General features: G+C 69.6%; 13 protein-coding genes and 1 riboswitch. Of the genes, 6 read left to right on the top strand and 7 right to left on the bottom strand.

Annotated features, from left to right (window positions below):
- Positions 1–114: 114 nt before the first annotated feature.
- Positions 115–2,160, bottom strand: coding sequence for a TonB-dependent receptor (locus tag BM060_RS01935; protein ID WP_074976865.1), 2,046 nt, complete (start codon positions 2,158–2,160; stop codon positions 115–117).
- Positions 2,161–2,784: 624 nt separating this feature from the next.
- Between BM060_RS01935 and putP the strand changes: the two genes are divergently transcribed.
- Entirely contained in the window at positions 2,785–4,302 is a 1,518-nt protein-coding gene (putP, locus tag BM060_RS01930; RefSeq protein ID WP_074976863.1) for a sodium/proline symporter PutP, read from the top strand.
- Between the two features lie 51 nt (positions 4,303–4,353).
- Here putP and BM060_RS01925 read toward each other — a convergent pair whose 3' ends face one another.
- Positions 4,354–5,544, bottom strand: a complete 1,191-nt coding sequence (locus BM060_RS01925; RefSeq protein ID WP_074976860.1) for a sugar transporter — start codon at positions 5,542–5,544, stop codon at positions 4,354–4,356.
- Between the two features lie 234 nt (positions 5,545–5,778).
- Between BM060_RS01925 and BM060_RS01920 the strand changes: the two genes are divergently transcribed.
- On the top strand, positions 5,779–6,003 hold the full coding sequence (locus tag BM060_RS01920) for a VF530 family protein (RefSeq protein WP_043315070.1): 225 nt from the start codon (positions 5,779–5,781) through the stop codon (positions 6,001–6,003).
- A 625-nt stretch (positions 6,004–6,628) separates the two neighbouring features.
- Here the strand turns inward: BM060_RS01920 and BM060_RS01915 are convergent.
- Entirely contained in the window at positions 6,629–9,982 is a 3,354-nt protein-coding gene (locus tag BM060_RS01915; RefSeq protein ID WP_159458810.1) for a patatin-like phospholipase family protein, read from the bottom strand.
- A 144-nt stretch (positions 9,983–10,126) separates the two neighbouring features.
- A complete protein-coding gene (locus BM060_RS01910; protein ID WP_074977316.1) occupies positions 10,127–13,138 on the bottom strand; it encodes a transglycosylase domain-containing protein in 3,012 nt (1,003 codons plus the stop codon).
- 304 nt (positions 13,139–13,442) lie between these two features.
- Between BM060_RS01910 and BM060_RS01905 the strand changes: the two genes are divergently transcribed.
- From BM060_RS01905 to BM060_RS01895, 3 genes are all read left to right on the top strand, one after another.
- The gene (locus tag BM060_RS01905; protein WP_074976857.1) at positions 13,443–13,673 is read left to right on the top strand and encodes a hypothetical protein; all 231 of its coding nucleotides are present in this window, start codon (positions 13,443–13,445) and stop codon (positions 13,671–13,673) included.
- 552 nt (positions 13,674–14,225) lie between these two features.
- Positions 14,226–14,903, top strand: coding sequence for a class I SAM-dependent methyltransferase (locus BM060_RS01900; protein ID WP_074976855.1), 678 nt, complete (start codon positions 14,226–14,228; stop codon positions 14,901–14,903).
- A gap of 277 nt (positions 14,904–15,180) precedes the next feature.
- The gene (locus BM060_RS01895; protein ID WP_074976853.1) at positions 15,181–16,563 is read left to right on the top strand and encodes an amino acid permease; all 1,383 of its coding nucleotides are present in this window, start codon (positions 15,181–15,183) and stop codon (positions 16,561–16,563) included.
- A gap of 324 nt (positions 16,564–16,887) precedes the next feature.
- Here BM060_RS01895 and BM060_RS01890 read toward each other — a convergent pair whose 3' ends face one another.
- The 3 genes from BM060_RS01890 to BM060_RS01880 are packed head-to-tail and all read right to left on the bottom strand — an operon-like array spanning position 16,888 to position 19,875.
- Positions 16,888–18,846: a M48 family metallopeptidase gene (locus tag BM060_RS01890; protein ID WP_074976852.1), complete on the bottom strand. Its 1,959-nt coding sequence runs from the start codon at positions 18,844–18,846 to the stop codon at positions 16,888–16,890.
- A 15-nt stretch (positions 18,847–18,861) separates the two neighbouring features.
- The gene (locus BM060_RS01885) at positions 18,862–19,458 is read right to left on the bottom strand and encodes a LemA family protein (RefSeq protein ID WP_074976851.1); all 597 of its coding nucleotides are present in this window, start codon (positions 19,456–19,458) and stop codon (positions 18,862–18,864) included.
- 60 nt (positions 19,459–19,518) lie between these two features.
- Positions 19,519–19,875 carry a VOC family protein gene (locus BM060_RS01880; protein ID WP_074976849.1) on the bottom strand — a complete coding sequence of 119 codons (357 nt, stop codon included), beginning with the start codon at positions 19,873–19,875 and terminating at the stop codon, positions 19,519–19,521.
- Positions 19,876–20,001: 126 nt separating this feature from the next.
- Positions 20,002–20,207, top strand: a riboswitch (cobalamin riboswitch).
- A gap of 93 nt (positions 20,208–20,300) precedes the next feature.
- On the opposite strand from BM060_RS01880, the gene BM060_RS01875 reads away from it, so the two are divergent.
- A complete protein-coding gene (locus BM060_RS01875) occupies positions 20,301–22,250 on the top strand; it encodes a TonB-dependent receptor plug domain-containing protein (RefSeq protein ID WP_074976847.1) in 1,950 nt (649 codons plus the stop codon).
- Positions 22,251–22,254: the final 4 nt, after the last annotated feature.

Here is a 22,254-nt window from a genome sequence, read left to right as displayed (position 1 = left end):
GGGGCACGGCATTCCCTTGTAGGAGCGGATTCATCCGCGATTGCGCCGGCAGGGCCGGCGATGGGTATCGCTTCGCTCAACCCATCCTACGCAGAGCACCCCTACCGCACCCCATCAGAACGCCACCTTCACCCCCGCCTCGATGCCGCGTCCCGCCGCCGGCACGCTGTCGCGCAGGATGGAGCTGGCGTAGCGCACCGTCTGGTTGGTCAGGTTCTCGCCCTTGACGAAGGCCAGCCACTGGCTGCCGCCCATGTCGAACCTGTAGCCGACGCTGGCGCCCAGGGTGGTGTAGCCGTCGGTGGAGAGTTCCTCGTCCGGCACGCGGTGCTGCGAGGCGGCGTGTTCCACTTCCAGGCGCGCCTGCCATTGCTGCAGTTCCCAGATCAGCGCGCTGTTCAGGCGCAGCGGGGCGATGCGTGGCAGCGGCTGGCCGGTGTCGCGGTTCTTCGCCCGGGTGTAGTCGCCGGACAGTTCCAGGTCGAAGTTGCCGTAGGGGCTTTCCAGCAGGTGGATGCGGTCCTGCGCCTCGACGCCGTAGAACTCCGCGCGCACGCCGCTGTAGAGGTATTCCGGCAGGGCCTCGTCGCTGTCGGCGGCGACCACCTCGCCTTCCTCGTCGCGGTAGCGGCCGCTGGCGAGCAGGCCGATGTAGTTGGAGAAGCGGCTGTAGAACACGCCGACGCTGCCCTTGTGGATGCCGTTGTCGAAGCGCAGGGCCAGGTCGGTGGAGACCGCCTTTTCCTTGTCCGCGTCGGCATCGCCCACTTCGTAGGTGCCGGTGGCTGCGTGGGGGCCGTTGGCGTACAGCTCGTAGAAGGTCGGCGCGCGTTCGGTGTAGCTGAGGGTGGCGGCCAGCGCCCAGATCGGCGTCAGCTGGTACACCGCGCCGGAGGACAGGCTGCCGGCGGTGAAGCTGCGGCTGCCGTCGTTCTCGGCGAAGCGCTCATTGTCCTTGGCGTCGGGGTCGATGCGGCTGTGTTCGACGCGGCCGCCGAAGCTCAGCGCCAGGCGCTCGCTGGCCTGCCAGTTCTCCAGGAAGAACAGCGCCGCGCTGTCGGTTTCGGTGTGCGGCACGAAGGCCTCTTCGCCCAGGGCCGAGAAGCGGCTGTTGGCCACCTGCGCGCCGACCACGCCTTGCAGCGGGCCCAGCGGCTTGTGGCGGGCCTCGATGCGCGCCTCGTAGCCGTCGTTCTTGAAGGTGGTGCCGGTCTCGCCGTCCTCGATCTCCTTGTGCTGGTACTCGGTGTAGGCGGCGTCCAGCTTCACCGAGCTGAACGGGCCTTCGAGGTCGCGGATCTCCGAGGCGAAGGCGTAGCGGTCCTGCTGCATCTTCAGGCGCACGTCGTCCTCGGCGGGGGAGCCGTAGTTGCTGTCGTAGCCGCTGTAGGAGAGCCCGGCGTAGCCGTGGTCCCAGTGGTAACTGCCGCCGATGGCGCCGCTGTCTTGGCGGCCGTCGCTGTTCTCGACGCGGTGCCTGGAGTCGTCGCCGTCGATCGCGCGCTGGGCGCGGGAATGGGCGTAGCCGGGGATGCGCAGGTCGTTGAACTCGCGGGAACCGGCGTCCAGGTGCAGGGCGAAGTTGCCGTCGCCGGCTTCCACTGCACCGGCGGCGCTGCGGGTGGTGTCGGCGCCGCCGTAGCGCAGCTCGCCGCGGCCGTGCACGCCGTCCACCGGCTCGCTGGGGATGCGGTCGTCGAAGCTGTTGACCACCCCGCCGATGGCGTTGCCGCCATAGAGCAGGGCGGCCGGGCCGCGGACCACTTCGATGCGCTCGACCACGTTGGGGTCTTCCGGCACCGCGTGGTCGTAGGACAGCGACGAGGCATCCAGCGCGCCCACACCGTTGCGCAGCAGGCGGATGCGGTCGCCGTCCATGCCGCGGATGATCGGCCGGCTGGCGCCGGGGCCGAACCAGGTGGAGGACACCCCCGGCAGGCCGTCGAGGGTCTCGCCCAGGCTGCCTTTCTGGCGCAGCGTCAGGTCGTCGCCCTGCAGCACGCTGCTGGGCGCGGCGGGTTGCACCTCACCCAGCGGGTTGGCGGTGATCACCTGGGGCTGCAGCTCGGCGGGGCGGGTGTCGGCGAGCGCGGGAACGGCGAACAACGCGAGGGTCAGCGGCGCGAGTGGCCAGCGGGGCAGGGGGCGGGACGGGGACATCGTGGGGCTCCTTGGTTTTTTCGGGCAGAACGCGCCCCTCCCGTGGCGATCCGGGCTGCGCGAAGGCTCTAGGCAGGGGCTTGGCGGGCCGCTCGGTGGGGCGGCCTTGAGTTATGTTGTTATAACATAACATTCCCTGTGGTTTGAAAATCAAGTGCTTTCAGATCCGAAAGTGCTAGCCGCTGGCTGCGAAGGGCGGGCTTCCTGGAGTTTTTCGCAAGAAGTCCAGAGCTTTTCGCAAGAATGCCGGGGCAGGGTGCCACTAGATTCCGCCAGTCGCCCGTCGGGGTTGCACCTTGAGTGCAACCGTTCGGCGATTCGTCGCGCCAAGGGCTTTTCCCTGCGCTAGAATCCGCCACCCTCGCGCGTCCCCGGACGTGCGCCGGGCAATGTGGCGACGGCTGCCCCGGGACTGGTGAGGGGGCGCCGAAGAATCAGCCGCCCGCGTGGTGCAACCGCGCCGGGTGGCGACAGGGGTGGTAGCGGAGCTTGCGCAGGGCCGCTGCCGCCCCGCCGTGCCGAAGGGCACGGCAGGGGGACCGACGCCAACCGCGCCGGCCCCGACGAGCAAGGGCCCGGGCTACCCTCCGGGCCTGGATAAAAACAAGCTTCAGGGGAGCCCCCATGAGCGTCAACACGCCAACACTGGTCACGTTCGTGATCTACATCGCGGCCATGGTCCTGATCGGACTCGCCGCCTACCGTTCCACCAACAACTTCTCCGACTACATCCTCGGCGGCCGCAGCCTCGGCAGCTTCGTCACGGCCCTGTCGGCCGGCGCCTCGGACATGAGCGGCTGGTTGCTGATGGGCCTGCCGGGGGCGATCTACCTCTCCGGCATCTCCGAAAGCTGGATCGCCATCGGCCTGATCGTCGGCGCCTACCTGAACTGGCTGTTCGTCGCCGGCCGCCTGCGCGTGCACACCGAGCACAACGGCAACGCGCTGACGCTCCCCGACTACTTCACCAACCGCTTCGAGGACAACAGCCGCATCCTGCGCGTGCTCTCGGCGGTGGTGATCCTGGTGTTCTTCACCATCTACTGCGCCTCGGGCATCGTCGCCGGCGCCCGCCTGTTCGAAAGCACCTTCGGCATGTCCTATGAGACCGCGCTGTGGGCCGGCGCCGCCGCGACCATCGCCTACACCTTCGTCGGCGGCTTCCTGGCGGTGAGCTGGACCGACACCGTGCAGGCCTCGCTGATGATCTTCGCGCTGATCCTCACCCCGATCATCGTACTGTTCGCCACCGGTGGCGTGGAACCGACCTTCGCCGCCATCGAGCTGAAGGACGCGGCCAACTTCGACATGCTCAAGGGCGCTTCCTTCATCGGCGTGATCTCGCTGATGGCCTGGGGCCTGGGCTACTTCGGCCAGCCGCACATCCTGGCGCGCTTCATGGCCGCCGACTCGGTCAAGTCGATCCCGGCCGCGCGCCGCATCTCCATGACCTGGATGATCCTCTGCCTGGGCGGCGCCGTGGCCGTGGGCTTCTTCGGCATCGCCTACTTCCAGGCCAACCCGGAGCAGGCCGGCGCGGTCACCGAGAACCATGAGCGGGTGTTCATCGAGCTGGCGAAGATCCTGTTCAACCCGTGGATCGCCGGCGTGCTGCTGTCGGCCATCCTCGCCGCGGTGATGAGCACCCTGAGCTGCCAGCTGCTGGTGTGCTCCTCGGCGCTGACCGAAGACTTCTACAAGGCCTTCCTGCGCAAGAACGCCAGCCAGCTCGAGCTGGTCTGGGTCGGCCGTGCCATGGTGCTGCTGGTGGCGCTGATCGCCATCGCCCTGGCGGCCAACCCGGAAAACCGCGTGCTGGGCCTGGTGTCCTACGCCTGGGCCGGCTTCGGCGCCGCCTTCGGCCCGCTGGTGCTGTTCTCGGTGCTGTGGAAGCGCATGAACCGCAACGGCGCCCTGGCCGGCATGCTGGTCGGCGCGGTGACCGTGATCGTCTGGAAGCAGTTCGGCTGGCTCGGCCTGTACGAGATCATCCCCGGCTTCCTGTTCTCCAGCATCGCCATCGTGGCCTTCAGCCTACTCGGCCCGGCCCCGTCCAAGGCCATGCAGCAGCGCTTCGACGAAGCCGAGGCGGAGTACGGCGAGGCCCACCTGCCGGCTTCGGCACCCGCCGCCGGTCGCTGATTCGCCGGGCTGTACCCAAGGCCGCGGTCCCGCAAGGGGCCGCGGCCTTTTTCATTTGTGCCCGTTGCGCAGCGCCTCGGCATAGCGCCAGCAGGCGAACAGGCACAGCGCCAGGCCGGCCATGGCCAGGGCGCCGCCGACGTTGCCGATCTGCGCCAGGCCGATGCCGCCGACCACCCGGCTGCCCAGCAGCGCGCCGCCGCCGATGCCGACGTTGTACAGCCCGGAGAACATGGCCATGGCCACGTCGGTGGCGTCGTGGGCCAGTTGCAGCACCTTGGCCTGCAGGGCCAGGCCGAAGCAGAGGATGGCGGCGCCCCAGAACAGGCTCAGGCCGAGCAGCGCCAGGGGCTCGTGGGCCAGCGGCAGGAGCAGCAGCAGGCAACTGCCGAGCACGGCGATGGTCAGGCACGGGAAGCCGCGCGGAAAGCGTTCGCTGTAGCGGCTGAAGAGGATCGAGCCGAACAGCCCGGCGCCGCCGAACAGCAGGAGCAGCAGGGTGGTGCGCTGGCTGTCCAGCCTGGCCACCTCGCGGGCGAAGGGCTCGATGTAGCTGTAGGCGGTGAACTGCGCGGTGATCACCAGCACGGTGAGCACGTACAGCGCCACCAGCGCCGGGCGCCGCAGCAACAGCGGCAGGCTGCGCAGCGAGCCGGAGTTCTGGCTGGGCAGCAGCGGCAGCGCGCGGGCCAGCCAGAGCACCACCACCAGCGAGACGCCGGCGATGGCCAGGAAGGTCGCGCGCCAGCCCATGGCCTCGCCGAGCACGCGGCCCAGGGGAATGCCCAGGACCATCGCCAGGATGGTGCCGGTGGCCAGCAGGCCGAGGGCCTTCGCCTGCTGGCCCGGCGGCGCCACGCGCACCGCCAGGGACGCGGTGATCGACCAGAACACCGCATGGGCGAAGGCGATGCCGAAGCGGCTGAGCATCAGCGTGGTGAAGCTCCAGGCGACGCCGGAGAGCAGGTGGCTGCCGATGAACAGGCAGAAGATCGTCACCAGCAGGCGCCGCCGCTCCATGTTGCGCGTGGCCAGCATCAGCGGCAGCGAGGTGAGCGACACCACCCAGGCGTACAGGGTGAGCATCAGCCCGGCCTGTTCCGGGCGCATGTCGAAGCTGCGGCCGATGTCGCTGAGTAGGCCCACCGGGACGAACTCGGTGGTGTTGAAGATGAAGGCGGCGATGGCCAGGGCGATGACGTTCAGCCAACTGCCGGTGCGGGTGTCTTGCGCGGTGTGCATGGGAATCCTGAGTGAGGGTGGGGCTCAGGCCGAGTCCCCCGGCCACGCGCGGGGCACCGGCGGCAAAGGGCCGGGTGCGGGCGGGCGAAGAGGAATCGTTGTTGGTATGGGGGCTGCGGCGGTCGCGGCGGCCATTCTACGCCGCGCTCCGGGCGCCTGTCTGCGCCTGGGCTGCGCGCCTGGCGGCTTGCTGCTAAGGTGCGCGCACATACGTACCGACGACGAAGCCCGACCATGAGCGAGAAACCCAAGGACCCACTGCACGGCATGACCCTGCAGACCATCCTCGAACGCCTGCTGGAGCAGTACGGCTGGGAGGGATTGGCCAAGCGCATCGACATCCGCTGCTTCAAGAGCGAGCCCAGCATCAAGTCCAGCCTGACCTTCCTGCGCCGCACGCCCTGGGCGCGGGAGCAGGTGGAGAAGCTCTACGTGCAGATGGTGCGTGGGAAGGGGTGAGCGGATAGTCCGACGTGGCCGGTGGGGCCCCGGCAACCTGTAGGAGCGGGCCCTGCCCGCGAAATCGCGCGCAGGGCGCGCTCCTACAGGGGAATGGCGCGGGTGGCGCGGAGTAGGAGCGGATCTCATCCGCGAATCGCGCCGGGGCGTCCGGCTATCGCGGACAAGGTCCGCTCCTACGGGGGGAGGAATACCGTGCCTCCCGGTAACCCTGTAGGAGTGGACCCTGCCCGCGAAATCGCGCTCAGGGCGCGCTCCTACAGGGGAATGGCGTGGGTGGGGCGGCGTAGGAGCGGATCTTATCCGCGAATCGCGCCGGGGCGTCCGGCTATCGCGGACAAGGTCCGCTCCTACGGGGGGAGGAATACCGTGCCTCCCGGCAACCTGTAGGAGCGGGCCCTGCCCGCGATTCGCGCGCAGGGCGCGCTCCTACAGGGGAATGGCGTGGCGTAGGAGCGGATCTCATCCGCGAATCGCGCCGGGGCGTCCGGTTATCGCGGACAATACCGGTGCGCATGGCTTCCCGTAGGAGCGAGCTTGCTCGCGAATCGCATGGCACCGCGTCTGTTCGCGAGCAAGAACTAGGCGTCCCCCTCGATCCTACGAAGAGCGCCCCGGCGCCACCTCAATTGGGCTTCGCCTGCGCCGGCAGCCAGAACTCGATGACCCCGGGCGAGGCCTGCAGGCTCGCCGCCAGCGGCAGGGCCACGGCTTTGTCGCTGAACTTGTGGGCCAGCCAGCGGGCGCATTCGCCGTCGCGGCGGGCGTGGTAGATGAAGGTCGGCCGCGGCCAGGGCAATGGCGGCGGCGAGCCGCGGCGGGCGGCGGCGCTGACCACGTTCTCGATGCCCGGGGTGCTGATCCCGCTGCCTTCCAGCAGCTTGAGGAAGTCCCGCGCCGGGCGCTGTTCGTCGGCCGAGTAGATCTGCGTGTAGAGCACCACCGGCCGCCTGCCTTCGCGCATGCAGGGGTTGGCCACCGGCTCTGCTGCGGGCGCGGGCGCGGCGTTGGCCGTGACGGCGGGCGGTGGCACCATCTCGGCGCTGACAGGCGGTGATGCCGGCGCCGCGGCTGGCGGTGGCGGAGGGGGCGGCGGGGCGCTGGCCAGCGCCGGGTTGTCTTCCGGCAGCGGGGTGAAGCCGAACCAGTATTGCTGCACCGGGCTGTTGGGGTGCGGGTCGCTGGTGAGCTGGCGCAGGTAATCGCAGTCGGCCGACTCGGCGCCGCTGGCGCAGGCCGTGCTGGCGCGCTCGAACAGGGTACGCATGTCGCTGGCGAACTCCACCGACAGGCCGTTGCGGCTGGCGAAGTTCTCCAGGTGGCCGATGCGCGTGCGCAGGGCGTCGCTGACCTTGTTGCCCTTGGCATAGAGATCGGCGATGGCCTCCAACTGGCTGGCGTACTTCGAATCGCTGTCGGCAATGCTGCCGCGGTACTGCTCCAGGCCCTGCCAGAGCGCCACCACCAGGCTGGCGGAGAGGCCCACGCCGAGGGTGGTGCGCACGTTCTGGGCGATGCGCTGGCGGCGGTTCGGGCCGTTGGCCGGGGCCGGCTGGCCGACCGCGGTGAGGGTCACGATGCTGGCCAGGTCGGTCCAGCCCGGCAGGCGCTGGAGGAAGTCGCGGCTGAGCACCGAACCCAGCGCCAGGCCCAGTTGGTGATAGGCCTCCCACTGGCTTTCGTCGAAGAACTGGTCGTCGGTGCCCTGCTGCGGGAAGGCCGGGTTGCGGTCGGCGTAGCCCACCAGGTCGAAGGGCAGCTCCAGCAGCGGCGAATCGCAGCGGTGCGGCTTGACCACCAGCAGGGTGCCGCGCCTGTGGCTGGCGTAGGTGATGCGCGCCAGCAGCAGGTATTCGCGGCCGCAATCCGGCGAGATGGATTCCGGGGTGCCGAACAGCAGGGCGCGGGCGTCGCCGGCGGAGACCCGCGCCAGGCTGTCCGGGTCGATGAACTCGATGTCGGCGTCGTAGTCGATCTTGGCCTTGCGCACCAGGTTCTCCAGGTCCTCGAACAGGTAGCGCGGGTCGGCGCCGCAGTCGCTGGCGATGATCAGGTCGACCTCGCGCTTGAGCAGGGCGTAGACGCCGCTGTTGTCGAAGTGGCCGCCGTCGGACAGGTACCAGAAGGGCGCGCGCAGGCCGGGGAACTGGGCGAGCATCTCGGCGCGGGTGGCCAGGTACTTGGCCAGGCGCGCGCGCCAGCCGGTCTCGGCGGCGCGCGTCGGGTTGGGCAGCCAGAAGCCCAGGCGCAGGCCGGTCATGAACACCAGCGCGGCCAGCCCGGCGCTGGTGCGCGAGCCCATGCCGGTGCTCAGCGCGGCGCCGGAGATGGTCGCCCATTGCGCCAGGCTGCTGCGCTCCATGCCCTGGGGCGGCCGCGGGCCGTGGGTGCCGGTCTCCACGCCCAGGGCGCTGACGGTCAGGGCGACGCCCTTGCGGTCGGCGTTGTAGCTGTGGGTGCGGTCGTCGAGGGTCTGGTTGATGCAGCAGTTGATCAGGTGCAGCGGCCCGCCGTAGGTGTGCGGCTGGTAGTCGGCCAGGGCCACGTCGTCGCCGGGCAGTATCTCCCGCAGCGACTCGATGCCTTCGATCAGCCGGCGCTCGGCCGGCACCAGCAGCGAGGCCGGGAAGCGCGCCTCGGGCCCGCCGTGGTTGGCCACCGCGACGTAGGTGCGGGCCAGGCGCGAGCGGTAGAAGTAGTGCAGCGAGGCGAGGTTCAGCTGGGTGAGGTTGGCGCCGCTGATGCCGATGTAGAAGCCCAGCGCGGCCAGCACCAGGGCCCAGTACAGCAGCGGCAGCCAGGGCTGCATGGCGGCGCCGGGGCTGAGCAGGTTGCCGCCCAGGTAGAGGAAGGCCTGCAGCAGCGTCAGCCAGGCCAGCAGCAGGAATGCCAGCAGGGCCAGGCCCAGCAGGTTGGCCAGCTGGCTGCCGTAGGCGCTCGGCAGGCCCTGCTGGCGCAGGCGCTCCAGCAGCGTCGGCAGCAGGGCGCGCAGCAGCACCACGGCAAGGCCCGTGGAGCCCAGCACGCCGGAGGAAACCAGGGTGAAGTTGCCGCTCTCGCGCAGGCGCACGACCAAGTGCCAGGTGGCCGCCTCGCAGACGCCCAGCAGCAGCACCCCGGCGCCGCCCAGCAGCACCCAGCCCAGCCAGTGGGTCAGGCGCAGGCGCTGCTGTTCCGGCGGGCAGGCGCGCAGCGGCAGGCGCAGCAGCCAGCCCAGCGGGGCGATCAGCAGGGCGCCGACCAGAACGGCGTAGGCCAGCAGCCGCGGGCCCAGTTCGATGTCGCTCTGCAACTGCGGCCACAGGCTCTGCACCGCCAGGGCGAGGGCGGCGAGCAGGGCCAGCAGCACCGAGAGCAGGTCGCGCAGGGCGTGGTCCTGGCGGTCGCGGCTGAACCAGTAGGCCCAGCACAGCGCGCCGGCGGCCAGCAGCAACAGCGGCACGGCGAGGAACCACAGCGACCAGAGGTTGCCGAGGAACACCGGCGGCGTGCCCAGCAGCGCCAGCAGCACGTGGGGCAGCACCGTGAACATGCCGATGCACAGCAGCAGGATGCCGATCTCCAGTTGGGTGGCCATGAAGCCACGGAGCATCGAGGCGCCGGCCATCAGCAGGTCGCGGCCGCCGGCCGGGGCCAGGTAGCGGCCGTTGTTGCGCAGCCACCAGAGCAGCAGCGAGTCGTCCGCCGCCAGGCCGTTCTCCACCTCGCGGGCGCCCTGGGCGGGGCCGTACAGGCGGCCGAGCATGGCGCCGACGTAGCCGCCGCCGGACACCGTGGACAGGTAGTCGAAGCGCTTGAGCACGTGGTTCTTCGCCAGCGCCCGCAGCAGGCCGAAGTTGAAGGTGGCGCTGCGCACGCCGCCGCCGGAGAGGGCCAGGCCCCAGCTGAAGTCGCTCGGCACGTCGATGCCGGCCTGGGCGCGGCGCTGGCGCAGCAACGCCTGTTCCTGGTCCCTGAGGTTTCCGTGGCGGCGCGGCATGGCGGTGCCCTCCGGCTCCTGACCCGCGCGGCAAGGGGCGCCGCGCCAGGTCATGCTGACGGCCGGCCGGACCTCCCGGCGCCGAACCCTTGGCGCCGTGCTTCCCTGGCCTTTCCCGGGTTCAGGCCGCGGCGGCGCGCGGCCTCATAGCCAGCTCACCCGCAGGGTGTCCTGGGGCGCGTGGCACTCGGTGCCCGGCTCCAGGTAGTGCTGCAGCATCGGCGCCATGCCCTTGAGCACCTGCACCGGCAGCGCCGAGGTGAACTTGAAATTGCTCGACGCGCTGCCGGCCACGTAGGCGGTGAGGGTGCCGAAGTGCCGCGGGCCGAGGTAGAACACGAAGGTCGCGGTGCGGTTCAGCGAGCGCGAGCTCTTCACCGCCCCGCTGCGGGTGAAGCTTTCGATGCGGTTGTCGCCGGTGCCGGTCTTGCCGCCCATCACCAGCGCGCTGCCGTCGTCGCGGCGGAAGCTGCCGGACAGGCGCCGCGCGGTGCCCTGGTCGACCACCTGGGACAGCGAGTCGCGCAGGGTGCTGGCCACCTCCGAGGTCATCACCCGGGTGCCGACGTTGGCCTGCGGCGCCAGGCTCACCTCATAGGGCGTGCCGGCGGCGAAGTGCAGGCTGTCGATGCGCAGGGTGGGCAGGCGGATGCCGTCGTTGAGGATGATGCCCATCAGCTCGGCCAGCGCCGCCGGGCGGTCGCCGGAGCTGCCCAGGGCGGTGGCCAGCGAGGGCACCAGGTGGTCGAACGGGTAGCCCAGCTGTTTCCACTGCTGGTGGATGTCGAGGAAGGCCTCCACCTCCAGCATGATGCGGATGCGCTTGTCGCGGGCAGCCTTGTAGCGCGACTTGTACAGCCAGCCGTAGACCTGCTTGCGCTCGGCGTTGCTGGCGGCCACCGCGTCGGCGAAGCTGGCCTGGGGCTGGCGTTGCAGGTAGCCCAGCAGCCACAGCTCCAGCGGGTGCACGCGGGCCACGTAGCCCTGGTCGTTGAGGTCGAAGGCGCCGGGGCCGTAGCGGGTGTAGAGGTCGGCGATGCGCTTGTCGGTGAGCTTCTCGCCGGTGTAGTGGCTCTGCTTCAGGCGGTCCTGGAGGAAGGCGGCGAAGGTCGCCTGGTCGGCCTGGGGCTGCAGGTAGCGGTGGATCGCCGCCAGGCGCACCGGCCACGGGCGCAGGCCGTCGAGGAAGGTGTCCAGGCGCTCGTCGGCGTTCTGCCCGCGGTACTTCTGCCAGAAGCGCAGCAGGTAGACGCGGCTCTCCTGGTCGACGAAGCGGTCCAGGTACAGCTGGCGGCGCGGGTCCTTGTCGTCCTGCAGCACGGTCAGCTTGTTGCCGTCCTTCTGGTACATGTCGTGGCGCACCAGGTCGCGCAGCAGGCGCACGAAGGGCAGGTTGATGGATTCGCGCAGCGCTTCGAGCAGGGTGGGGATGCGCCCGTTGTCCTCCCGGCGGAAGTTGGAGAAGGTGTGCACGCCGCCGCCGGTGAAGAAGCTCTCGTAGGGGCTGGCCGAGTACTTGCGCTGCATGGCCGCGGCGAGCATGGCCGAGAGGTCGGCGTTGGGGTTGGCGATCAGGTAGTCGATGGACCAGCGGCTGATGAAGTCCAGCGGCTCCATCGGCACCTTGCGCAGCTCGGCGGCGGGCTTGCCGTTGTAGGCGCGGTACTGGTCGGCGATGCGCTCCAGGTAGTTGGACAGCACCCGCAGCTTGGCGGTGGAGCCCAGCTCCAGCTTGCTGCCCTCGTTGATGTCGAAGGGCTGGTCGGTGCTGTCGGTCTGCACGCGCACGCGGTTGCCGTCGGCGGTGCGTTCGAACAGCACGAAGCTGTAGCGCACGTCGGCGGTCTTGTCCTTGGACAGCAGGTGCTCGCCGAACAGGCCGATCTGCGCGGCGAAGTCCGCGTCGGCCAGTTGCTTGAGGTAGGTGCTGACCTTGTTCTGCAGCTCGTCCTGCAGGGTGGTGCTGAAGGTCAGGTCGAGGCGGTCCAGGTCATACAGCGGCACGTTGAGCATGCCCGCCAGGCGGGTGCGGGCCAGGCTCACGCCCTTGTTCGGCTCCAGCGGCTGCACCGTCGGCTGGTTCTGTGGGTCGCGGAACTCCAGGCGCTGGGCCAGGGCGGCATCGCGCAGCGGCGCTTCGATCACCCCGGCCTGGGCCAGCAGGCGCAGGTAGCTGTCGGTCAGCTCGCCCAGCGGCTTGCGCCCGCGCGCCAGGTAATAGGACGGGCGGCGGTGGGCGATCATCAGCGACACCACCTGGCGCAGCGCCCGGCCCTGGGCCTCGAGTTCGGCGTCCTGGCCGACGGGGGCGGAGAGCAGGCGGTTGACCTGCTGGTAGTCGGCGCCGTACCAGATCCACAGGCCGTCGGGCAGGCCGCTGACCTCGCCGTAGCCCGGCTGCGCCGAGAGCGGCACCGAGTTGAGGTAGGTGAGCACCACGTTGCGCCGCGCCGGCAGGTTCTCGGCGCCGCCCTGGTAGGCGCGCACGCTGGCCGAGGCCATCTGCCGCAGCTTGTCGCGGATGGAGTTGGTGCGGCCGTCCACTGAATGCCGGTACTTCTCGATCTGCGTGGCCAGGGTGCTGCCGCCGGGGGCGTGGTTGCCCATGCCGACCAGGCGCCCGGCCTGGGCCACGGCGGCCTGGGTGAAGCGGCTCCAGTCGATGGCCGGGTTGAGGTAGGGGCGGCTGGCGTCGAGCAGGTCGCGGTTCTCGATGTACAGCAGGCTCTGCACGATCAGCGGGGCGATGGCGTCGTAGCTGGCGTAGAGCCGCTGCGGGTAGCGGAAGTTGTAGATCGGCAGGCCGCGGCAGTCGCTGATGTCGACGCCGGCCTGGGCCTTCTCGGCGTAGGGCGGGAACATGCCGTAGCCGGCGTATTGCAGCAGGGCAGGGGAGAAGCGCGCCTGGTCGAGGGTGACGAAGTCGCGGTCGTGCAGGCGTTGCAGGAAGTCCGGCAGTTGCAGGTAGCCCAGGCGGCGGTCGAAGGGGCCGTCCTTCGGGTAGACCACCTGGTCGCTGGAACCGGCGCCGACCTGCCAGGTCAGCTCGCCGGCCAGGCGCGCCAGCTCGCGGGCCTGCAGCTTGGAGGTATGCGCCTCGTAGAGCAGCGCCGCGCCCATCGCTGCCAGCAGTGGCAGGACGAACAGGAACAGCAGCAGGAAGCGGTGGTGGCTGGGTTTTTTCGGGGAAAAGCCAGGCTCCGGCACGCCCGGTTGAGAATGCAGTTGACCGGTATGCTCCGTATGCGCCATATCACGACCTGCCCATGCTTGCGAAAGCCTGAGTAAGTGGTCTCCGCCGACGTGACGACCGGCACCCATCCCGGTGCCGCGAAAGCCCCCGTGCCAGCGGCCTCCCCTTTCTTTGAGCGTAGTAGGCGGGGAAAATTCTGCTGAATGTCGTGCCTTCGTCCTACCCAAGCCGCGACAATGCCCGACGAGTGACCTGGAAAACGACCCGATGCGCCTGTTCCTGCTGTTCCTGCCGTTGATCGCCAGCCTGGCCGCCCAGGCCGCGCCCATGCCGTTCTACCTGTGGCAGAGCCGCGTGGACGGCCACCTGACCTGCAGCCAGACCTCGCCGGGGGAGGGCTGGGCACGGCTGTCCGGGCCGTTCAGCGATGCGGGGTGCCGGCAGCCGTTGAAGCGCGGGCCCTCGACCAAGGGGCTGGCGGTGCCGAAGGGGTTGTGAGGGGGCGGGTTTTTCTTTTGTAGGAGCGAGCTTGCTCGCGAACGGAGTTTCCCGGTAGCTGCGGTGCTGGCCCTGAAGAGCGCCCTCTCCCTAACCCTCTCCCTGAAGGGAGAGGGGACCGTTGGGCAGACGCTGATGTTTTGGAGTCAGCCGGCTAGCACTTGGATTGACGGCTGAAACCACTCCTTCTCTCGGCACGGCCAAGCCCCCTCTCCCTTCAGGGCGGGGTGCGCAGCCGAGGGCTGGGGAGAGGGTACGGAGTCCACCGAAAGCACCGCGGTCACCGGGAAACACGGTTCGCGAGCAAGCTCGCTCCTACGAAAGCCACTGGCCGTGCCAGCGGTAAGCGTGGTGTTCGCTGGATACTTCCGTAATTGCCGGCTGACTCAGGAATACCCAGGCACACCGAACGGTCCCCTCTCCCTTCAGGGAGAGGGTTAGGGAGAGGGGCTCTTCGGGGCCTGCACCGCAGCCATCGGGAAACTCCATTCGCGAGCAAGCTCGCTCCTACAACCTAAAATGGAATCTTCCCTTTCCCCTCGGACCCCCACCATGCCCGACAACCCCACCCGCATCCGCCACAGCTGGGACAGCAACGCCAGCGCCTGGACCCGCGTAGTGCGCGAGCAGCGCATCGACAGCCGCCGCCTGGCCACCGACGAGGCTATCGTCCGCGCCGTGCTGGAAGGTTCGCCGCATCGTGTGCTGGACATCGGCTGCGGCGAAGGCTGGCTGTGCCGGGTGCTGGAGGCCCAGGGCTGCGAAGTGGTGGGCATCGATGCCTCGCCAGCGCTGATCGAGGCCGCGCGCCAGGCCGGCGAGGGGCGCTACGAGGTGCTGAGCCAGGCCGAACTGGCGGGCGAAGCCGGGGCGCACCTGGGGCGGTTCGACGCGCTGGTGTGCAACTTCGCCCTGTTCGACGAGGACCTCGCGCCCCTGCTGCGCGGCCTGCAGCAGCGCCTGGCGCCGGGCGGGCGGCTGCTGATCCAGACCCTGCACCCCTGGAGCGCCTGCGGCGACGAGCCCTACGAGGACGGCTGGCGCCTGGAGACCTTCAGCGCCTTCGGCGACGAGTTCCGCGAGCCCATGCCCTGGTACTTCCGCACCTTCGAATCCTGGCTGGCCCTGCTGCACGCCAGCGGTTGGCGCCTGCTGGCGCTGCGCGAGCCGCGGCGGCCGGATACCGGCGTGGCCTGCTCGCTGCTGCTGGTGGCCGCGCCGGCCGGGTAAGCCTTTGGTCTCGTTCGCACCATAAGGGGGCAGACGCCCCGGCAATCTTGTGCAACACTCCGCGGCGACCTCAGTGGTTCACTCCCGCAATGCCCACGTCCGCTCCACAAGGGCGGGCAGCCTCTTCCGGTGTGCAGTCCCGGAAGGCCCCAGACGAATCCTCCCCCGTGCCCACCGGCGCGGTGGCGGCGCTTTTTCCGTCGCGGGCCTTCCTCATCCCGACCGCGCTTCGAGTCGCCGCTGATATACCCAACAACAAAATCGAGGTTGCACCATCATGTCGTCCCACGATCTCCAACGGGATCTCAACGAGCGGCACATCCGTCTCATGGCCCTCGGCGCCTGCATCGGCGTCGGCCTGTTCCTCGGCTCCGCCAAGGCCATCCAGATGGCCGGCCCGGCCATCATGCTCTCCTACATCATCGGCGGCCTGGCCATCCTGGTCATCATGCGCGCCCTCGGCGAAATGGCCGTGCACAACCCCGTGGCCGGCTCCTTCGCCCGCTACGCCCAGGACTATCTCGGCCCGCTGGCCGGCTACCTGACCGGCTGGAACTACTGGTTCCTGTGGCTGGTGACCTGCGTCGCCGAGATCACCGCGGTGGCCATCTACATGGGCATCTGGTTCCCCGAGGTGCCGCGCTGGATCTGGGCCCTGGCGGCCCTGGCGAGCATGGGCACCATCAACCTGATCGCGGTGCGCGCCTTCGGCGAGTTCGAGTTCTGGTTCGCCCTGATCAAGGTCGTCACCATCCTCGCGCTGATCCTGGTGGGCGGCGGCATGATCGTCTTCGGCCTGGGCAACGGCGGCGTGGCCACCGGCATTTCCAACCTGTGGAGCAACGGCGGCTTCATGCCCCATGGCATCACCGGCGTGCTGATGTCGCTGCAGATGGTGATGTTCGCCTACCTGGGCGTGGAGATGATCGGCCTCACCGCCGGCGAGGCGAAGAACCCGCAGAAGACCATCCCGGGTGCGATCAACTCGGTGTTCTGGCGCATCCTGCTGTTCTACGTCGGCGCGCTGTTCGTGATCATGTCGATCTACCCGTGGAGCGAGATCGGCACCCAGGGCAGCCCCTTCGTGATGACCTTCGAGCGCCTGGGCATCAAGACCGCCGCCGGCATCATCAACTTCGTGGTGATCACCGCCGCGCTGTCCTCCTGCAACGGCGGCATCTTCAGCACCGGGCGCATGCTCTACAGCCTGGCCCAGCACGGCCAGGCGCCGGCGGTCTTCGCCAAGACCTCCAAGGGCGGCGTGCCGCGCAATGCGCTGATCCTGTCCATAGTCGCGCTGCTGTTCGGCGTGCTGCTGAACTACCTGGTGCCGGAGAAGGTGTTCACCTGGGTGACCTCCATCGCCACCTTCGGCGCCATCTGGACCTGGGCCATGATCCTGCTGGCGCAGCTGAAGTTCCGCCGCGGCCTGAGCCCGGCCGAGGCCGGCAAGCTGCAGTTCCGCATGTGGCTGTACCCGCTGAGCTCCTACCTGGCCATGGCCTTCCTGGTGCTGGTGGTGGCGCTGATGGCGTTCTTCGAGGACACCCGCATCGCCCTCTACATCGGCCCGGCCTTCCTGGTCCTGCTGGTGGTGCTGTACCGCGTGTTCGACCTGGCGCCCAAGGGCGAGCAGGGCGCGGTCGCCAGCGGCGCGTGAGCGTAGCGATGAAATGACAAAGGGCCTCTTCGGAGGCCCTTTTCTTTTGTGTGGCGAATCGCGGACGGAGAGGAAACTCCATGCCTCACGACAACTGTAGGAGCGGGCCCTGCCCGCGAAATCGCGCGCAGGGCGCGCTCCTACATGGGAATGGCGCGGGTGGGGTAGCGTAGGAGCGGATCTTATCCGCGAATCGCGCCGGAACCTCCGGCTATCGCGGACAGAGTCCGCTCCTACACCTTCCGGCAACTCCATCGCCCATGACCGCGCCGAGGTGCTCTTCGTAGGAGCGAGCTTGCTCGCGAACAGACTCCGCTGCGGGACTCATTCGCGAGCAAGCTCGCTCCTACGAAAAGCCGTATCCGCCAGCAACGGCGGCATCGGGCAGTCGAGGATGTCGGCCACCGCGCGCAGCAGTTCCGCCTCGGCCACGCTGATGCGGCCGTCGTATTCGCTGCAGCGGACCATGGCCTTGAGCAGCTGCGGCTTCTGCAATGGGCGCAGTTGCGCCAGGCGTCGCAGCGCCGCCTCCAGCTCGCGCAGGGTGCCGGCCTGCGGCGGCTGCCGCACGGCGAAGGGCAGGGTGGCCCAGGCCTGGGCGAAGGCCTGTTCGGCATGGGCCGCTTCGGCTTCGTCGACGCCGGCGAGGAAGGCCAGCAGGACCGCCGCCTCGTCGCCCAGCTCGGCCAGCGGCAGGTTGCCGATGCGCGCCGGGGCCGGGCGCAGGTTGCGTTCGACGATGCGCAGCAGCGTCCACTCCAGCAGCTTCACCCGGCGGTCGGCCTTGATCAGCAGCGCCATGTTGCCCAGCAGGCTCGCCACCTGGGTGGCGTCCAACTGCTTCAGCGCCGGCATGGCCAGGTCCAGCAGGGGCAGGCGCTGGCCTGGATCGAGGGCGTGCAGGTGCTCCTCCAGGCGGTCGAACTGGAAGGCCACGCCCAGCTCCAGGCGCGGCTTGAGCAGTTGCAATTGCTGGGCGCGGGCCAGCGCTTCGGCATCCAGCAGCAGGCCGTAGACCAGCGCCTGCGCGCCATCGACCTTGTGCGCCGCCGCCCGCAGGCTTTCATCCAGCCGTTGCAGGGTGTGCCGCGCTTGCTCCAGGTGCGCCCCGGCCGGCTCGCCGATGGCCTCGACCGACGCCAGCGCCGCGCCCGAGGGGTAGCCGCGCAGGGCGGCGTTCCAGGTCTCGCGGTCCACCAGCGGGATGTCCAGGCGCGGTTCCACCTTCGGGTAGCGGCCGTCCCAGCCCGGCTCGATGCGGCGGATGCGCGCCTCCAGCGGCGGGTGGGTGGCCAGGCCGAACCAGTGGTTGGCCAGGCCGTCGCTGAAGTACAGGTGGCTGAACTCGGCGCGGTGCAGGGCGCCGAGCAGCGAGCCGTAGCCGCCGACCTTCTTCAGCGCCCCGGCGATGCTGGCCGGGTTGCGGGTGAACTGCACGGCGGAGGCGTCGGCGAGGTATTCGCGCTGGCGGTTCACCGCGGCCTTGATCAGGCTGCCGAAGAAGGTCCCGACCGAGCCCAGCACCCACAGGCACAGGCCGGCGACGAAGGCCAGCGCGATGAAGCCCAGGGCCGAGCCGGAGCCGCTGTCATTTCCGGCGTTGCTGCGCTGCATGCGGATGCGCGCCACGTCGTCGGCGCAGTGGCTGTCCCACAGGCCGCGGACCATGGTCTCGCCGATCAGGCCCAGCAGCAGGATGCCGTGCAGCAGCGCCACCAGGCGGGTGTTCAGGCGCATGTCGCCGTGGTGGATGTGGCTGAACTCGTGGGCGATCACCCCCTGCAGCTCGTCGCGGCTGAGCAGGGCGATGGTCCCGCGGGTGACGCCGATGACCGCGTCGCGCGGCGTCAGGCCGGCGGCGAAGGCGTTGATGCCGCTGTCCTCCAGCAGGTACACCGGCGGCACCGGGGCGCCCGAGGCGATGGCCATTTCCTCGACCACGTTGAGCACCCGGCGCTCCTCGGCGTCGCGGGCGTCCAGGTTGATCAGCCGGCCGCCCAGGCGCTCGGCCACGGCGCGGCCGCCCAGGCGCAGCTGGCGGTGCTTGTACCAGGCGCCGACGATCACCACGCCGACCACCACTAGGGCCACCCACAGGTAAAGCTCGAGGTCGGGCAGGCGCTGCGGCGAGGTCCAGTGGCTGGCGGGCTCGCCGATGTGGCGCCAGAGCCAGCCCAGGGCCAGGCTGGTGAGCGTCACCAGGCAGGCCACCGCCGCGGCCAGGAGCAGGATCAGCCGGCCGGTCTGGCGGCGGGCGCGGTCCTGGTGCTGGAAGAAGTTCATCGCGCGGGCCGCTCGTCAGAAGGCGACCTTGGGCGCGTCCTGGATCTGCTTGCTGTCGGCGAACTCCAGCTGCGCGACCTCGGCCTTGTGGCCGAAATTCGCCGCCAGCACCACGGCGGGGAACGACTGGCGGTAGGCGTTGTATTCCATCACTGCGTCGTTGTAGGCCTGGCGGGCGAAGGCCACTTTGTTCTCGGTGCTCGACAGCTCCTCGGTGAGCTGCTGCAGGTTCTGCGAGGCCTTGAGGTCCGGGTAGGCTTCCATGGTCACGTTGAGCCGCCCCAGCGCGCCGCCCAGGGCGCCTTCGGCGCTGGCCAGCTGGGCCAGGCCGGCAGCGGCGCCGGGCTGGCTGGCGGCGGCCTTGAGCCCGGCCACCGCGGCATTGCGCGCGGCGATCACCGCTTCCAGGGTTTCCCGCTCGTGCTTGAGGTAGGCCTTGGCGGTTTCCACCAGGTTGGGGATCAGGTCGTAGCGCCGCTTGAGCTGCACCTCGATCTGCGCGAAGGCGTTGCGGTAGCGGGCGCGCAGGTTCACCAGGCGGTTGTAGATGGCGATGACGCCGAAGAACAGCACGGCGAGGACGAGCAGGGTGACCAGGGAGGAAACCGACATGGGAGGTCCTTTTCGGGCGTCGGGAAAGGTCCGCCGATGATAGCGGAAAGCTGGCGCCTGTCAGTCCTCCCGCAGGCCGATGCAGTTGCCCCAGGGATCGCGCACCTGGCACATGCGCCCGCCCTCCGGCAGGGCCAGCGGCCCGCGCCAGGGTTCGGCGCCCAGGGCCAGCAGGCGGGCCCGCTCGCCGTCGAGGTTGGCGACGCGCCAGTACACCACCGAGCCCGCGGCGCCGGCGGTGACCTTGGCGTCGGCGTTGACGATCTCCAGGGCCACCGCGCCCAGCTGCAGGTGGCCGAAGTCGTCGGGGGCGTGCACCACGCGGCGTGCCGCGGGAAAGGCCTGGGCGTACCAGTCGGTGGCTGTGCGCCAGTCGGGCACGTGGATGAGCACGGAGACGATGGGGAGGTCGGTCATTTGTATCCAGTCTTTTCCATGTGCAGGGCACCGGGGGCCCGGTTCCGGGCCGCTCACCTTAACCGCCGTTGGATGGACGGTCCAGGCGCGACACCCGCGCCCTTGACGCCCCGCCGCACCGATGGTCAGATGCGCGCCGTTCCAGGTGCCTCACGCCGCCGTGCGTGAGGTGAAACGGGAAGCCGGTGCGTCGCCCTTGGCGATCAGTCCGGCGCTGCCCCCGCAACGGTAAGCGAGCGGGGCATCCACGAGGCCACTGTGCTCAGGCATGGGAAGGCGGATGCTCCAGAACCCTCGCAAGCCCGGAGACCGGCCTGGAGCGTTGTTGGCAAACCCGCGGTGGGCGGGCGTGAGCCGGATTCCGGACGCGCTCGCGCCGGGACTCGCTGCGCCGCCTGCGAAATTCCCGTTTCGAGGCGATCACCTTGCAATTCCCCCTTTCCCATTCCGTTTCCCGGCGTGCGCCCTGGCTGGCCGGGCTGCTGCTGAGCCCCTGCCTGAACGCCGAGCCCCTGGGCCTGCGCGATGAAATCGTCAGCGCGCCCTCGGTGGAGTCCACCACCGTCGCCGAGATGGCCCGCTACGGCAGCAAGCTCGAAGTCATCGAGCGCGAGCAGATCGAGCGCGCCGGCCCCAGCGCCGACATCACCCGCGTGCTGCAGATGTACGTGCCCGGCCTGTTCGTGGCGCCGAAGAACGGCCCTTTCGACTACGGCACCTACTCGCTGCTGGGCGGGCGCAACGACGACACCCTGATCCTGCTCGACGGCGTGCGCCTGAACAACCGCCTGTACGGCGGCCTCTACCTGGACACCCTGCCGACCACCGCGGTGGAGCGCATCGAGGTGCTCAAGGGCGGCCAGGGCCTGCTGTTCGGCACCCAGGCGGTGTCCGGGGTGATCAACATCGTCACCCGCAGCGCGCAGACCCGCGAGGCTTCCGGCGAGGTCAACCTGGGCCTGGACAGCTTCCGCGGGCGCAACGGCGACGCGCGGGTGGAGAAGGTGCTGGAGAACGGCCTGGGCGACCTCGGCCTGCTGGCCTACGTCAGCCACAACCGCTCCGACGGCTACAAGCCGTTCCGCGAACAGGACATGACCGACACCGTCAGCGACAAGCGCCGCTCCTACGACGTCAACGTGTTCGGCGCCAAGGCCATCCAGGCTTTCGGCGATACCTCGCGGCTGGAGCTGTTCTACCAATACGCCGACGCCGACCTGGACTTCGCCCGCCCGGCCGACAACCACCACACCAGCAACGACCGCATCCAGCAGATCGCCACGGCGACCTTCGAGCAGCGCCTGAACGACGACTTCAGCTGGTTCGCCAAGGCCCACCTGAACGACTGGGACACCCGCTACACGCGCATCTACAACCTCGCCGGCGGCGGCACCCGGGTGCTCAACCACAACGACTACTGGGGCTTCACCGACTGGGGCGCGCAGCTGGAGGGCAAGGCGCGCCTGGCCGGCGGCCACGAGCTGGTCTTCGGCAGCGACAACCAGTGGTACAAGGGCCAGGACGACGTCCTGATCATCGACAACGACAAGGCCGAATCCCACGCCCTGTACGCCCAGTTGCGCCCGCAGGTGGACCTGCTGCCGAACTGGCACCCCAGCCTGGGCGTGCGCCGCGAGGAAATGAGCGGCGGCGAGGGCGCCACCGTGTGGATGCTCACCTCGCTCTACGACCTCAGCGACCAGCTCAAGCTGCGCGGCCAGCTGGGCACCGCCTTCAAGCTGCCCAACGCCGAGCAGCTGTTCGTCAACGAGCCGGGCAGCGAGATCGGCAATCGCGACCTCAAGCCCGAGCGCAGCCGCAACGCCGAGCTGGGCCTGGACTACAGCGGCGCGCTGTTCGGCCAGCCCTGGAGCGGCAGCGTCACCCTGTTCCGCCGCGAGATAAAGGACCTCATCACCCTGGCCGGCGACCAGTGGGTGAACGGCGACGGCGAGATCGAGGTGCGCGGCATCGAGGCCAACGGCCAGTGGCGGCTGGGCGAGCACTGGCAGCTGGACGCCGACGCCACCCGCAACCTGGTGGACACCCGCGAGGGCGTGACGGTGAACAACATCCCGCACTTCTTCGCCCGCACCCGCCTGGGCTACGACCAGGACCCGTGGGGCTTCGGCATGGCGCTGCGCTACGTGGGCTCCATCGTCAGCCCGCAGGGCGACGACTACGGCCACTACACGGTGCTCGACGGCGACGCCTACCGCTACCTCGACGGCGCCCGCCGCCACCGCCTGAGCCTGCTGCTGGAGAACCTGCTGGACCGCGACTACGCCACCAGCCGCACCACCAACGGCATCCGCCAGGTGGACAACCTGGGCCGCCCGCGCACCGCCGAGCTGCGCTACACCTTCAGCTTCTGAGGTG

The organism is Pseudomonas citronellolis, from assembly GCF_900112375.1.
In the GTDB taxonomy this organism is placed as follows: Bacteria; Pseudomonadota; Gammaproteobacteria; order Pseudomonadales; family Pseudomonadaceae; genus Pseudomonas; species Pseudomonas citronellolis.
This window is presented reverse-complemented; position numbering and strand designations above follow the sequence as displayed.

Excerpts from the sequence above, each read along its gene's own strand:
- BM060_RS01935 (WP_074976865.1), bottom strand. The coding sequence starts at position 2,160 with ATGTCCCCGTCCCGCCCCCTGCCCCGCTGGCCACTCGCGCCGCTGACC.
- putP (WP_074976863.1), top strand. The coding sequence starts at position 2,785 with ATGAGCGTCAACACGCCAACACTGGTCACGTTCGTGATCTACATCGCG.
- BM060_RS01925 (WP_074976860.1), bottom strand. The coding sequence starts at position 5,544 with ATGCACACCGCGCAAGACACCCGCACCGGCAGTTGGCTGAACGTCATC.
- BM060_RS01920 (WP_043315070.1), top strand. The coding sequence starts at position 5,779 with ATGAGCGAGAAACCCAAGGACCCACTGCACGGCATGACCCTGCAGACC.
- BM060_RS01915 (WP_159458810.1), bottom strand. The coding sequence starts at position 9,982 with ATGCCGCGCCGCCACGGAAACCTCAGGGACCAGGAACAGGCGTTGCTG.
- BM060_RS01905 (WP_074976857.1), top strand. The coding sequence starts at position 13,443 with ATGCGCCTGTTCCTGCTGTTCCTGCCGTTGATCGCCAGCCTGGCCGCC.
- BM060_RS01900 (WP_074976855.1), top strand. The coding sequence starts at position 14,226 with ATGCCCGACAACCCCACCCGCATCCGCCACAGCTGGGACAGCAACGCC.
- BM060_RS01895 (WP_074976853.1), top strand. The coding sequence starts at position 15,181 with ATGTCGTCCCACGATCTCCAACGGGATCTCAACGAGCGGCACATCCGT.
- BM060_RS01890 (WP_074976852.1), bottom strand. The coding sequence starts at position 18,846 with ATGAACTTCTTCCAGCACCAGGACCGCGCCCGCCGCCAGACCGGCCGG.
- BM060_RS01885 (WP_074976851.1), bottom strand. The coding sequence starts at position 19,458 with ATGTCGGTTTCCTCCCTGGTCACCCTGCTCGTCCTCGCCGTGCTGTTC.
- BM060_RS01880 (WP_074976849.1), bottom strand. The coding sequence starts at position 19,875 with ATGACCGACCTCCCCATCGTCTCCGTGCTCATCCACGTGCCCGACTGG.